The following is a 13,254-nucleotide window of genomic DNA, read 5'->3' as shown; positions in this document are numbered from 1 at the left end:
TCGGGCCAAATTGACCCAGGGGTTAGCTGACTTTTGGGTTGCAGCAAATGCTATAAAAGCATGTACAAAAATAGTTATTTAAAAGGTAATTTCATTAATGGCTGTTTTCCGGTTCAACACTACGTTTTCTTCTCATAGATTCTCCCTTTAGCTCGATACGGTGTGCATCATGAACGATCCGGTCCAGGATAGCATCAGCAACCGTTTTTTCACCGATCACTTCAAACCATTTACTGACTGGTAGCTGCGAAGTAATGATCAGCGAGGTCTTACCATGCCTGTCCTCAATGATCTCCATTAGTGCCGCCCTGCTTTGTGCATCAAAAGGCTGGATACCAAAGTCGTCGAGTATGAGCAGTTGCTGGCGTTCGATCTTAGCCAGCTCTTTCATGTAGGAGCCATCCGCCTTGGCCATCTTGAGCTTGGCAAATAGTTTGGGCGTACTGGTGTACAATACCCTGTAGCCCAATACACAGGCCTGGTAGCCCACAGCAGAAGCAATATAGCTTTTACCGATACCGGTACTCCCGGTGATCAGCAGGTTCTCGAAGCGGTCAACAAACGTACAATCCGCCAGGCGCATGATCTGGTTGCGGTCAATACTTCGGTCGGCATGATAATGAACATCTTCAATTGAAGCTTTATAGCGGAACCGGGCATATAGGATTGTGCGTTCAATACGCCTGTTCTGCCGGTCGTCCCATTCTGCATCTACCAGGTGGGCCAGCAGTTCATCTGCCGTGTAATCGTTTGTTTTACCGGTTTCCATGCTGCTTTTAAAGGCATGAAACATGCCGAAGAACTTCATCTTCCGCAGTTTGTCTAAGGTGCTTGTGTTCATGTTATTGTTGTTTTAAATGGTTATTTGTAATAGTCTTTTCCCCGGATATTATCATGGTTAGGCATGGGTAGCTCATCGGCAAATATGCTTTCCTCATAGTTGTCCATCTTGTTTTCCAATATGGTTTGTATCGTTTTATAGCTATAAAGGCCATAACTGAGCCCTCGCTGACAGGCCATTATTAACCGGTCGTTCCCTGCCTTTTTTGCAAAGCCAAGTACCCCCAGGCAGGATTTGTAAGCCTGTTCGGGGTGTTGTTTACGCTCCAGTATTTGAAGGATATATAGCCTGACATCTTCATGGATGGAGGCCGCCCAATTGAGGAACATATCTGGCGTCCAGTCACTTTTGAAGCGGTGAGCGCTGGCCATATGTTCTTTGTCGGTAGTATACCCGTAGGGGTTCTTTTCGCGCGGGTGCAAAGCGATACGCTCATAATTGGAGTAGATCTCTACAATAGTGCGGGAGTATAATAGCTTAACCCGCTTGCCGATGAAGCGGTAAGGCACACTGTAATAGTGCTTATCAGGGCCGAGATTGACATGGCCATTCTTGATCACCCTGGCATAGAAGTGCTTTTTGAACTGGTAACGCAACACAGGCAGCGGTGCCAGTGTCCCACGCTCTATCTCTTCAAACTGTAGTATCCTGCTGTAATTGCGCCCCTTGAGCAACTGGCTGTTATGGACTTCCAGGGCTTGCCAGATCGCCGTATTGAGTTCTGTTAAAGAATGGTAGATATGCTTGTTTAAAGGGGCGTATACCTTGGTATAAATGATCTTAACGGCGCCTTCTACCAATGCTTTGTCACGCGGGCGGTACGCCCGCGCTGGTAATATGGTAGTGCCATAATGATCGGCGAAGTCTTCAAATGTTTCGTTAAGGGTTGGTTCATAGCGGCTGCTTTTGGTTACAGCCGCCTTCAGGTTATCCGGCACAATGGCGGCAGGAACGCCCCCGATGAAGTGCAGGGTATTCTCGCAGGCTGCAATAAAGTCTTCCTTTTGCTGGCTCATAACAGCCTCTACATAGGTGAGCTGGCTGGCCCCAAGGATTGCTACAAAGACTTCTACTTCAATAACTTCACCGGTTTCCTTGTCCGTATAGCTCATCTTTTCACCCGCAAAATCAACGTATAGCTTGTCTCCGGCCTTGTGATCCATGTGCATGGTCGGGTTGACCCTGGTCTTCCATTGGTTGTAATACGTGCAAAACTGGGTGTACTTATAGCCGTCGGGAAACTCTTTGATATAGGCTTCCCACAGGAGCTGCCGGTTCATACCGGTCTTTTTGAGCTCTTTATCGACATGTGGGAAGCAGCGCAGCATGGATTGCATACGGCTGCTTGGCTGGTTGTTTTCCCTGGTCTTACCGAAAAGATCTTCCAGCTCCTTATCATTCAGGCTATTAACTTCTTCAAAGGTAAAGCCGCTTTTCTTAAGGGCGGCCAGGTACTTTCTTACGGTATTCCGGGATGAATCAATCTGGGCAGCTATAAATCGCGTGCTGCGACCCTGACTGTTCATCCTTAAAATCTTTCTAATCTTACTCATGCTGATTGTCAAATTGGCCATCTTAGACAGGTCTTTTGCCCTCAAAAGATGGTTACTTCTACAGCATTTGCTACGCGTTTTGGTGGGTCAGTTTGCCCCGAAATACCATGGTCGGTTTGCCCCGAAACAGTGGGTCAGCTTGCGCCGAAATGGTGTGGTCTCATTCATCATAATCTCCACCGGACATACCATTTATACGTTTGACTGGATGTACGAGATAGAAGATCGTGTGGCACCAGATATGTGGGAACTTTGGGCTGTTCTTATGCCCGTGTTTTTCAAGCATTTGCCAACATTGGTTAGAATAAACACGAACCGGTTTATAATGACTTTTCAAGAATCGCAAGTAGAGAACAATACGCTAATTCGCATCCTTCATGCGTTTATTGATTGGGTGGTAGCCCATATATCCGATAAGGGATATCACACGTCCCTTGCCGAAATTCCAGTGTGGTTTTTTTCCTACAAAATCGATGCAATTACGAGTACAGACCGAATAGCTCTTATTCACAAGTTTCTATCCGTTGAGAACAAAGTTTTTCAGGCAACTTTTTGGCGCTATGTTATTTCAAACTGGAAAAAGCTCGAAACTTCAGAACATAATGTCCTAATCCATGAGTTGTCAAATGTTTCTAGTTTGATCAAAAGCGTTGTACTTACAACCAAAGATATTCCTGAAGAACTTGAACAGCACATTTTGGGTTTCTCACTAAGTAACAGATCAGCAACTCAAATTTTGATTGAAGTTCCTGAAGAAATATTTATCGCTTCTTTAGCCACATTGTATTTATTGCCGCCCTTTGATGATTTGCCGGCTAAAAACACTTCTTTATGGGATGGGGTTTTAGGCGAACTTTTAAAAAGGCCTGATCATAGTGGCTTCTCTATTGCACTAACTGTTTTTTTTGATGATGTATTACTCCTGCGTAGTACTCGGGATGGGATGTGGAACAAGCCCGAACAGTTGTTTAAAAATATTTTAAAAATTGGGACTTCACAAACCCGAGCCAATATATTTTCGAAATTGCTTCTCGACTTCATGGGGACCAGTAGTTCGCGGGCGAAAGTGTATTTAGAGTTGCTTATTTCTAAATCCACGCAAAAAGAAATTGAAGGATATGGTGAGGAATTTGCATTGAATATAGAAGCTATTGCAAACGTCCGAAACGTCTTCCTAATACCTCATTCAATATCTGCTAAAGTCGAAAGGAAACTAACGTTTGACACGATGCTTTTGAAAATGCTTGGAAAGCGTTGGATAGATGAATGGGATTCAGATACGCAGTTAAATTTTGCAAAACTGTCAGTTTATACCTTGCGGGAACGAGAAGTCAAAACGATACAGGGAATTGATCTTTTAAGAAATTGGGCGAGATCAAATCCTGGCTTTTTCACTGAAGCCGAATTGAAGATAGTAGAGGGCTATATGGCCATCCTTCAAGATATTTCGGGTGAACAAAATCGCGCTAAGGAGATTGCTTACAATCAAAAAATTAGAAGTATGGTCGAAGAATATTAAGTGCTGAATTCCACAAGATACTAATTTATGTCCGGTATCTTCTCAAATTGCAATTTCGCCCTTTTGTAAACTGATTTGGAATAGATATAGGGATGGCGCTTTACATCGGAAATGATTTCAGGTATACTTAAAGCTTGGTATCGTTCATCAGTTAAAGCGGTTCTATCTGTGGCTGAGAGGCGGCAGAATGCGATAAGGGATTTCAGTTCATCTGTTGTAAAAGACATAGTATTTCCACCAGTAGGTAAATACATATTAACGTAATCGAAATGCAGTTTTTCCCTCGTGCCCTTGAAAACAAAGTGGCGTTTCATATGCGATGGGTCATATGGGTCAGCTTTTAACCTCGCGGCGTGCTCAGGGTAATTGATGTGGGTATCTTCGACAAATCCATAAGTTAATAAAATGTCGATCAATTCCTGGGATGCTTTAAAGGTTTTCATGATGGGATTGGTTTAAGGTAAATATACAGAAAAATACTATCGAATATACTTTTCACACTTAAGAAAATTTAGCTTTTACATTGCACTTTATTGATGCCTTAACTTCTTCAGAGGTATAATAACAGCCGTTTGTTGAAAGCAGGAAATCCGCTACGACATGGCGACCTGCTTGTATTGCTGATAATTATCCTGGAATTTTTGGGCTAGTTTTTTTGCGGTTTCGTCGTAGGCGATCGGATCGGTCCAGGTATTTCGTGGATTAAGTAATTCGGCGGGTACGCCCTCACATTGTTGGGGAACGCTTAAGCCGAAAACCGGGTCTTTGTTATAATCTACGCGGTCAAGCTCATTGTTTAGAGCGGCATTGATCATAGCCCTGGTGTATTTGATCGCGATGCGGCAACCGGTGCCGTAACTCCCTCCCGTCCATCCGGTATTAACCAGCCAGACCTTTACCAGGTAAAGGTCCAGGTATTCACCAAGCAACGCTGCGTAGTGACTTGGATGCAATGGTAAAAAAGGTGCACCAAAACAGGTGCTGAAGGTTACTTGCGGTTCGGTTACTCCTTCTTCGGTCCCGGCGATCTTTGCGGTGTAGCCACTTAAGAAATGGAACATGGCCTGCTCTTTGGTCAGTTTGCTGATAGGCGGAATCACGCCGTAAGCATCGCAGGTTAAAAAGAATATATTTTGTGGTACTCCGGTCACCGACTGGGACTTCGCATTTCGAATATGGCTGATCGGGTAACTGACCCTGGTATTTTCTGTTAAGGAGCGATCGGCAAAATCTATTTTATTGGAATCTTTAACGAAAGAGGCGTTTTCTACCAATGCACCGGGCCGGATAGCCTGGAAGATCTCGGGTTCAAACTCAGCTGACAGGTCTATGATCTTAGCGTAACAGCCACCCTCAAAATTAAATACGCCCTGTTCGTTCCAGCCATGCTCGTCATCGCCGATTAGTTTACGGCCGGCGTCAGAACTCAAGGTGGTTTTGCCTGTACCGCTCAAACCAAAAAATATCGCTGTGTCGCCTTTGGGGCCCTCATTGGCGCTGCAATGCATGGATAGTACTCTTTTTTGAAAGGGCAGGATAAAATTCAGGACCGTGAAGATCCCTTTTTTGATCTCTCCGGTGTACCCGGTGCCTCCGATCAATATGGTTTTGTAAGCGAACGAAATCACTGTAAAATTTGCCTGGCGTGTGCCATCTTTTTCAGGATCGGCTTTAAAACCCGGGGCCTGGATCACGAGCCATTCAGGTTCAAAACCTTCGAGCTCTCTTGCGGTCGGCTCTAAGAACATATTGGCCACAAAATGATTGCACCATGGATGCTCATTGATCACCCGTATGTTTAAGCGGTGGGCAGGATCGGCGCAGGCATAGGCGTCCCTCAACCAAAGTTCGGGTAGCTTATTAAGGTATGCCAACATTTGCTCTTTCAGTCCGAAGAAATATTTTTCATCAATGGGCGTGTTGAACTTATTCCAGTTGACAGCCGTTTCGGCTAAGCTATCGCGCACGATAAATTTATCTTGGGGGCTGCGCCCGGTAAAGGCACCGGTTTTCACCAGCAGCGCACCGGTGTCGTTCAAAACACCTTCACCTCGCATCAGTGTCTGCTTAACCAATTCCTGAACAGGTAATTGCGTGTGCACTTTAGTACTAAAGATTAATTGCTCCATACTTTTTATAATGAGATCATTTATATCCAACCCTGAAAATCATCGTCATACTCTTTTTCAGCCTTATGGTAGCGTTTTACCACCAGGACCAATAAAAAGGCGATCACCACACCGAGTGGTATTAAGGTTTCAGGACTATTAAAGGGTTTCATAAGTCTGTATTTATGTTATTGGTTGTTGAGGGCATTGGCATTGCTGATCCGCGAAGTAAAGGTTGGGTGTTTTGGTCTTTGTTACTATACATGCTATTGATTTTAGAAAACATGACCATGAGCCATACCTTAAATAGTTGTTAAAACTAATTGAAGGTTAAAAACGACCCTTTCTTGGTAAAATAGCACTCTGCAATGAACAAAAATCGGGTTACAATACACTAAGCAACCCGTCAGGAAATAGAATTTAGCTTGTCATTTATCTCTAATATCAATACTTTAGCACTACCAATTATTCGTCCTTATATTGTATTTTATACACTAAGGCCCGTCATTATATTAAATTATTGAACGATATGAGTCACCAGTTTGACCAAACCGATATGGGTATCTTACAGCTGCTGCAGGAAGATGCGCGGCTTACACACAAGGAGCTGGCACATCGCCTGCACAAATCTGTTACCCCTATTCATATCCGTGTTCGCCGCTTGCAGGAAGAGGGTTACATTAAACGCTATGCTGCCATACTCAACCAGGATAAAATAGGCAAGAGCCTGACAGCTTTCACACAGGTACAGGTCAAAGAACACTCACAAGAGGGCTTGCTTGCGTTTAAAGAAGAGATCATTAAAATAACCGAGGTCATGGAATGTTACCATATGACGGGTTCCTTCGATTTTTTGCTCCGCATCGTGATCCGGGATATGAAAGAATACAATGATGTTCTGATCGACAAGCTGGCCAAGGTAAAAGATATCGGGCACGTAGAAAGCTTTTTTGTCATATCAGAGATCAAGCACGAGACTGCGTTCAGTTTGCATACAAAAACATAGCTGCGTAGCCGCGAGATCAGGCCGAAACTTTTGAGGTGTGTGGCCCAGCGACATCAACCACTTGCTTGATCACCAGGTCCAGCTCATTGACGGCTTTTTCCATTAATATTAAACATTCACGGTCGGGCTGATAATTATCGGCCCTGATCAATTCGAACAGGCCAAGGATCGAGGCGACGGGTCTTCGGTATTGGTGTGACTGAATATAGGCGATGTTCGATAGCGCTTTGTTCTGAGCTGAGATCTCAGGCAACTGCATCTTTCGATCATTAATATTGGTGGCATTGTAAGCGATGCTGGTAACTTGACCAGCCTCATTTGTTACCGGGTCCAGGGAAACTTCCCACCACTTGGAAACACCTGCATCATTTTTGATCAATACTTCCTGCTTGATGTGCTCCCCGCCAACAGCCTTTTTAAAATATAAACTAAACAGAACCCTGAATGTCTTGCTCAGGTAATTCCTGATATTTTTGCCGACCTGCAAGCGCAGATCGTGTGTATCTTTGATAAAGGTTGCTGCTGCGATATTAAAATCGAGTATCCTGAAGTTAGGGCTGATCAGCGTATGGCAGAGCGGTGAGCGTTCAAAAAAAGCTCTGAGTTTCCGTTCTAACGAAGCTTTCTTTGTTCCCCAGTTGGCCAAATGATTGATGCGTTTGTCCGCCAGGATAACTGCAAGCTCCAGTTCCATGATATGCATGACCTGGGTCGCAAGGATACCTAATATCTGTTGCCGGCTTTTGGTAAATATGTGAGGGATCTGGTCGTACACACAAAGAGAGCCTATATGGTAACCGGCATTGCTGATCAAGGGGGCGCCCGCATAAAATCGAATATCCGGATAACTTACCACGGCAGGGTTGTTCATAAAGCGATCATCAACTAATGTATCTGGAACGACGAGTACCTCTTTACTGTCCAGTAGATATTTGCAGAAGGACGTTTCGCGGCTACCTTCGTCAACATCCAGGCCGATGTTTGATTTAATGAACTGGGTGTCCTTACCCATAAGGGAGATCGTTACCATCGGTACGTTTGCTGTTTCTGCAGCCAGTTTTAAAACATCATTGATCTTTTGACTTTGACTAAAATTGAGTGCGCTAAAGAGTTTGACTATTTTAGCCTTTTGGATTCTGATAAATTCATGATACGGATCGGGAAATATGTGTAAATAAGGCAATTGCACTATAAGTCATACAACAATAGAGCCGCGATCGCAAAATCGGCATTCCTGCCTTTAAAGCGGGTTTAGACTATCTTGAAGCGGGATAAACGCCTTCTATTCAGGTCGTATTGTTTTAATTCATTGACATATTAGCTTAATAGCATACACGGGGCTTTTTATTGGACGGAGAAGCGGGGCGCCTTCAATCGTAAAAGTCCTCATTATTGAAACGGAAGCAGACGTTCATCTCATGCTAACGAGAAAGATAGCTGGGAAACTGATCCTGTTGGCGGCGTATATTTATTTGCTGCTAACGGAATAAAAAAATAGAAACGCCCTCCTGTCCCAAAACACAGGAGAGCGTTATAAAGGCCTCTGGCCTTTGCTGGTGCTAATTTAAAGACTCCTATCGGGATTCGGGTCATTTCATCAAAATATCTTCGTGGTACTTGTTAATCCGAAACCAATATGTTAATTTTGGATTGAAATCCAAATTCACTATGTAATTTAAGGATTGAAATCCAAAATGATTATACGCAGTTTACAAAGTACGATAGAAGAAAGGCTTTTTAAGGGGAAGGCCATTTTGTTATTCGGACCTCGGCAATCGGGTAAGTCAACTTTGGTTGAGGAGATCCTAAGAGACAAGGATCATTTATATTTAAATGGCGATGATGCCGATGTCAGGGATATTTTGACGAATACCACAGCGACAAAACTCAGGGCCGTGGTTGGTCAGAAAAAAATAGTATTCATCGATGAGGCGCAGCGTATCCCTAACATTGGGCTTACCCTGAAATTATTTACCGATCAGATCAAAGATGTTCAGGTCATTGCTACGGGTTCATCCGCGTTTGAGTTGTCAAGCCAGGTCAATGAGCCTTTAACGGGGAGGAAGTATGAATATATGCTTTACCCATTGAGTTTTGAAGAACTGGTCGGGGCGAACGGGCTTGTCCAGGAGAAACGCATGATCGAGCAGCGCATGATCTTCGGGTATTATCCGGAGATCGTGACCAAGGTCGGGGAAGAGAAAGAGCTGTTGAAGTTATTGGCAGGGAGTTATTTGTATAAGGACTTATTGATGCTGGAGCAGGTTAAAAAACCCTTGTTGCTGGAGAAACTTTTGAAGGCGCTCGCCTTGCAGGTAGGAAGTGAGGTGAGTTTTCATGAATTGGGCCAGACGATCGGGAGCGATAGTAAAACCATCGATAAATACATCGACCTGTTGGAAAAGACCTTTGTGGTTTTCAGGTTACCTGCATTCAGCCGCAATGTCAGGAACGAGATCAAAAAGGGAAAGAAGATCTATTTCTATGATTGCGGGATCCGGAACGCCATTATCAATAATTTTAAACCATTAGGTTCAAGGACGGATACGGGTGCGTTATGGGAGAACTATGTGATCTCGGAACGAATGAAATACCTGAAATACCACGATATCGATGTCGTTTCTTTTTTCTGGAGAACCAACCAGCAGCAGGAGATCGATCTGATCGAGGAAGATGGGGAACAGTTGGCCGCTTATGAATTTAAATGGTCGTCTAAAGGAACCGTTCGCTTTCCGCAAACATTTACAGATAATTATCCGGGGTCTAAGACTTTGGTCATATCACCCGATAATATCGAAGACTTCTTATTAAAGCACAGATGTTTTTACGTTTAAATTTAACGACCAGCATGCTGAAAGCGGGTTTCGGGAAGTGACCGGCAGGGCGAGTTTATATCGCAAAGAAGATAACCTGCATGTCAAGATCACGGAAAAAAGGGAGGAGCTTTTTGTCGCACCGGCCATACTGGATCAGCTGACCGATAAGGAAAAGGACCGCTTGCTCAATGACAAGATCTCCAGCGAATACCGCTGGGTCTATAAAGACAAGCTGGAGACCGAAGGTGGTAAGTCGATTGACAAGGTTTACATCTTCCCGGATAACCAGACCAATACCCTGGTGTTCGTGGATGCGAACAAGATCAAGCTGGGGAAGATCCGTGGTAATGAGCTTTCTGAAAAACAGCAAACCGCGCTGATGAACGGCGCCACTCTTGATCTGATCCTGACAGCGACCAACAGCGACAAAAAGTATAAAGGCGAGGTCAGGCTCGATCCTTCTGCGATGGTCAAAGACATGGATAGCAGTTTCGTACAGATCAAAGTGGCTGAACGGAAACAAAAGGAGGAGGTGACCCAGGAACCGGCGGAGCAAAAGGAAAATGTAGTATCTGCTACAACAAAAAAATCCGACGGCGAAAGCTTTACCGAGATCTCTACGGATAGTCATTCCGAAAAAACAGAAAAGGCCAAAAAAGAAACGAAAAATGATGCGGTTACGGAAGAGGATGCTCCACGTACACGCAGGGGCAGGTAGGAGATAGGCTATCGTATGAACGATAATAAGAAACCTGATTTTCTGATCCTGATGGTACTTGCTATTTCACTGGTTTTGATCGCCGGGGAAGCCATATTGTTTAATTACCATCTTCTTAACCATTACAGCCCGGGGGATGGAACCATCTCCCGGATGCTGATTTTTATCTTTTCCAAACCAAAGTTCTGGATGAAAGGGGGCCTTTATTTCAGGGGCCTTTTTTTAGCGGTATGTGGTGCGATGGCCTACGTGGTTACCGTTACCGGTATCCCCGATAAAAAAAGCTATGCACCGTATATCATGGCCTGCATTTCCATGGCTTATATCTTACTGGTCAGAAATGTTTACGAAATAGCCTCCCGTCCTTTGCACCTGATCCTGATCGATGTAGCTTACCTGGCTGCTGTTTTTATATTCCCGTTCGCCTTACTTGATATCAAACGGCAGCTTGGAGAGATCGAAGGATACGAGTTCAACCAAAATAAAAAGCTGGTAGAAACCGCCACGTCGGTCAACTGGAAGACCGTTCATGGTTATGTCAACGTTTTGAACCCCTTCAGGGGGATCAGTATTGTGGGAGGTCCGGGCGCCGGGAAAAGCTATACCCTGATCGAGCCCATCATCGAGCAGCTTTTGCTCAAAAATTTTACAGCTTTCGTTTATGATTTCAAATTTTCTACCCTGGGGGACTTCACCTACAATGTGTTATTACGCAAAGCCAGGGAACAGGGGATCAAAACCGTGCCCAAAATGTTTTATATCAATTTCCTTGACGTCCGCTACTCACACCGGTGTAACCCGATTCGTGCCCAAAATCTGAACAATAAAGCTTTGAGCGATGAAGTATCTACGACCGTACTATTCAACCTTAACCGCAGCTGGATACAGAAAAGAGGTTTTTTTGAAGACAGCGCCATTATCACCTTCGCCGCGATGATCTGGTGGCTGAAAAAGTACCAGGACCTTACCGGTAAAAATGTATGCAGCCTGCCTCATGCGGTGGTTTTCGCGACCCAGTTAACGGAACGGATCGTACCCATCCTCATGGACGACTATGAAGTTAAAGCCGCCGCCGCCCCTATCAATGAAGCTTTGCAAAAGGGGGCAATGGAGCAGTTAGCAGGGGTGATGGCCACACTGCAAAATTCAGTCGGTAAATTGAATATCAAAGAGATGTTCTGGGTCATGACGGAAAGCGACTTTGATCTGGATATCAACAACCCGGCGGATCCGAAGGTGGTGGTCGTGGGGAATGATGATCAGTACAAACAGGTTTTCGCACCGGCGCTTTCCTTATATGCCTCTATGATTTCCGGTAAGATCAATCAGAAGGGTAAATTGCCCTGCCTCTTCTGCGTAGATGAGGTGCCGACGATCTTTATTCCCAAACTGGATAACCTGCCGAATACGGGCAGAAGCAATAAGATCGCCACGGTGCTGGCCATGCAGGATTATGGCCAGTTAGATAGGGATTATGGCAAAGATGAAGCACGCGTCTTAAAAGCGGGCTTAGGGACAGTCTTTGTAGGGGAGGTTGCAGATGAAAACACAGCCAAGTACGCTTCTGCCATTTTTGGTAGACGGCACATGAAAAAAGTTTCATCGACCTATAGCCGTAATGATACCTCGCAATCCATATCTGCGCAAATGGAAGACTTGATGCCGACCAATAGGATAATGAACCTGAACCAGGGCGAATTTGTCGGGAAGGTTACCGAAACCGGGAATAAAAGCGCAACACTCGCTACCAAAGATGAAAAGCCCGATGAAAAGATCTTCGCGACCAAATTCATAGTTGATAAAGATCCGGGATACTGCCACAAGTTACCGAAGGTTACGGTATTTGATGATTCAAGTGAAGAGAATGACCTGCTGGCGATGAAAGAGAAATTGAACAGCCATATGCTGAAAGTAACCCGTGAAATGGAGGAGATCGTTGAAACAGAATACTGGCTGGCCATGCTCAAAAAGGAGATCAAGACCAGGCAGCCTGCTCTTTTCATCCGGATGGAAATGCTCCGGAATTTCAGGGCTAAATTGCTTCCCCAGGTTGAGGTCATCCAACAGGCTTTTCAGCTTAAGCTGGTTGAGCTGAATAATGAAAAAAAGGCAAAGGAAGAGGCCCTAGCAGCATTCCAGATCGACCCTGAATCCCTAACGTCTTGAAAGCTCAACTATGGATAACGAATTATTACAGCGGCTTCAAAGTCACCTCCTGGAATATTTTCCTCATTTGACCCGCGTCTGGGAAAGAGACAGCTGGGACGATTTTATAACTACCAACTCAGCAGTGTTATCTGAAATTGTCGATTTGATGAATGACAGCGGTTCTTGTTACCTTGGAAATGAAGAGCGGATCAACGCTATTCTGTTTGATCGCAAAGCTTTTTCTCCCTTTATACAGGTTAAGTCAGTTATTGAGCATCAATTTCCGCGTTTCCACCAAAAGTTAACCGAGCAGGACCCCGTAGTGCGGCTAAATATTTTAATCGATCTGACAATATTCTGTAGTCAATCCCGTTTTACTATTGAGAATTTAAGCGAGGGTACGGACCTTGAGAATTTTAGAAGCGACTTAGCTCTAACCATTGCCAGTTACTTGCACCAATTCCTTTGAAACCTAATGTGATAATTTAGGCGGTGCTTTAATCCGTAAGGTAAAGCAACCATCATCTCTTCTAAAAAGCACCACC

12 protein-coding genes are annotated in these 13,254 nt (G+C 44.5%); 6 read left to right on the top strand and 6 right to left on the bottom strand.

From position 1 onward, the window contains the following. Nucleotides 1-94: 94 nt before the first annotated feature. Together istB and istA are read right to left on the bottom strand one after the other, a co-directional pair. Nucleotides 95-841, bottom strand: a complete 747-nt coding sequence (gene istB / locus MUCPA_RS16655) for an IS21-like element helper ATPase IstB (protein ID WP_008507945.1) — start codon at nucleotides 839-841, stop codon at nucleotides 95-97. Between the two features lie 20 nt (nucleotides 842-861). Continuing rightward, a complete protein-coding gene (istA, locus tag MUCPA_RS16650) occupies nucleotides 862-2,394 on the bottom strand; it encodes an IS21 family transposase (protein ID WP_233276878.1) in 1,533 nt (510 codons plus the stop codon). On the opposite strand from istA, the gene MUCPA_RS16645 reads away from it, so the two are divergent. Further along, the gene (locus MUCPA_RS16645) at nucleotides 2,393-3,913 is read left to right on the top strand and encodes a hypothetical protein (RefSeq protein WP_008507942.1); all 1,521 of its coding nucleotides are present in this window, start codon (nucleotides 2,393-2,395) and stop codon (nucleotides 3,911-3,913) included. The genes istA and MUCPA_RS16645 overlap by 2 nt on opposite strands. Before the next feature lie 20 nt (nucleotides 3,914-3,933). Here MUCPA_RS16645 and MUCPA_RS16640 read toward each other — a convergent pair whose 3' ends face one another. The 3 genes from MUCPA_RS16640 to MUCPA_RS39265 form a co-directional block, all read right to left on the bottom strand. Continuing rightward, nucleotides 3,934-4,356, bottom strand: coding sequence for a hypothetical protein (locus MUCPA_RS16640; RefSeq protein ID WP_008507940.1), 423 nt, complete (start codon nucleotides 4,354-4,356; stop codon nucleotides 3,934-3,936). A 150-nt stretch (nucleotides 4,357-4,506) separates the two neighbouring features. Then, entirely contained in the window at nucleotides 4,507-6,042 is a 1,536-nt protein-coding gene (pckA, locus tag MUCPA_RS16635; RefSeq protein ID WP_008507938.1) for a phosphoenolpyruvate carboxykinase (ATP), read from the bottom strand. Between the two features lie 20 nt (nucleotides 6,043-6,062). Beyond that, complete coding sequence (locus MUCPA_RS39265; protein ID WP_008507937.1) at nucleotides 6,063-6,194, bottom strand: hypothetical protein; 132 nt, start codon at nucleotides 6,192-6,194, stop codon at nucleotides 6,063-6,065. Between the two features lie 356 nt (nucleotides 6,195-6,550). Between MUCPA_RS39265 and MUCPA_RS16630 the strand changes: the two genes are divergently transcribed. Continuing rightward, nucleotides 6,551-7,027: an Lrp/AsnC family transcriptional regulator gene (locus MUCPA_RS16630; protein WP_008507936.1), complete on the top strand. Its 477-nt coding sequence runs from the start codon at nucleotides 6,551-6,553 to the stop codon at nucleotides 7,025-7,027. Nucleotides 7,028-7,043: 16 nt separating this feature from the next. Here the strand turns inward: MUCPA_RS16630 and MUCPA_RS36185 are convergent, their stop codons facing one another. Next, nucleotides 7,044-8,216, bottom strand: coding sequence for a GAF domain-containing protein (locus MUCPA_RS36185; protein ID WP_050982124.1), 1,173 nt, complete (start codon nucleotides 8,214-8,216; stop codon nucleotides 7,044-7,046). Between the two features lie 505 nt (nucleotides 8,217-8,721). On the opposite strand from MUCPA_RS36185, the gene MUCPA_RS16620 reads away from it, so the two are divergent. Genes MUCPA_RS16620 through MUCPA_RS16605 form a run of 4 tightly spaced genes read left to right on the top strand, consistent with a single transcriptional unit; the run spans nucleotide 8,722 to nucleotide 13,178 of the window. Next, a complete protein-coding gene (locus MUCPA_RS16620) occupies nucleotides 8,722-9,861 on the top strand; it encodes an ATP-binding protein (RefSeq protein ID WP_008507934.1) in 1,140 nt (379 codons plus the stop codon). A 37-nt stretch (nucleotides 9,862-9,898) separates the two neighbouring features. Then, nucleotides 9,899-10,561, top strand: a complete 663-nt coding sequence (locus tag MUCPA_RS16615; protein ID WP_008507932.1) for a hypothetical protein — start codon at nucleotides 9,899-9,901, stop codon at nucleotides 10,559-10,561. A 15-nt stretch (nucleotides 10,562-10,576) separates the two neighbouring features. Further along, a complete protein-coding gene (locus MUCPA_RS16610) occupies nucleotides 10,577-12,727 on the top strand; it encodes a TraM recognition domain-containing protein (RefSeq protein WP_008507930.1) in 2,151 nt (716 codons plus the stop codon). A gap of 10 nt (nucleotides 12,728-12,737) precedes the next feature. Next, nucleotides 12,738-13,178, top strand: coding sequence for a hypothetical protein (locus MUCPA_RS16605; protein ID WP_008507929.1), 441 nt, complete (start codon nucleotides 12,738-12,740; stop codon nucleotides 13,176-13,178). Nucleotides 13,179-13,254: the final 76 nt, after the last annotated feature.

Origin of the sequence: Mucilaginibacter paludis DSM 18603 (assembly GCF_000166195.2) — a bacterium.
Classification (GTDB): domain Bacteria; phylum Bacteroidota; class Bacteroidia; order Sphingobacteriales; family Sphingobacteriaceae; genus Mucilaginibacter; species Mucilaginibacter paludis.
This window is presented reverse-complemented; position numbering and strand designations above follow the sequence as displayed.

Excerpts from the sequence above, each read along its gene's own strand:
- MUCPA_RS16630 (WP_008507936.1), top strand. The coding sequence starts at position 6,551 with ATGAGTCACCAGTTTGACCAAACCGATATGGGTATCTTACAGCTGCTG.
- istB (WP_008507945.1), bottom strand. The coding sequence starts at position 841 with ATGAACACAAGCACCTTAGACAAACTGCGGAAGATGAAGTTCTTCGGC.
- MUCPA_RS16640 (WP_008507940.1), bottom strand. The coding sequence starts at position 4,356 with ATGAAAACCTTTAAAGCATCCCAGGAATTGATCGACATTTTATTAACT.
- MUCPA_RS16645 (WP_008507942.1), top strand. The coding sequence starts at position 2,393 with ATGCTGATTGTCAAATTGGCCATCTTAGACAGGTCTTTTGCCCTCAAA.
- MUCPA_RS16620 (WP_008507934.1), top strand. The coding sequence starts at position 8,722 with ATGATTATACGCAGTTTACAAAGTACGATAGAAGAAAGGCTTTTTAAG.
- istA (WP_233276878.1), bottom strand. The coding sequence starts at position 2,394 with ATGAGTAAGATTAGAAAGATTTTAAGGATGAACAGTCAGGGTCGCAGC.
- MUCPA_RS16610 (WP_008507930.1), top strand. The coding sequence starts at position 10,577 with ATGAACGATAATAAGAAACCTGATTTTCTGATCCTGATGGTACTTGCT.
- MUCPA_RS16605 (WP_008507929.1), top strand. The coding sequence starts at position 12,738 with ATGGATAACGAATTATTACAGCGGCTTCAAAGTCACCTCCTGGAATAT.
- pckA (WP_008507938.1), bottom strand. The coding sequence starts at position 6,042 with ATGGAGCAATTAATCTTTAGTACTAAAGTGCACACGCAATTACCTGTT.
- MUCPA_RS39265 (WP_008507937.1), bottom strand. The coding sequence starts at position 6,194 with ATGAAACCCTTTAATAGTCCTGAAACCTTAATACCACTCGGTGTGGTG.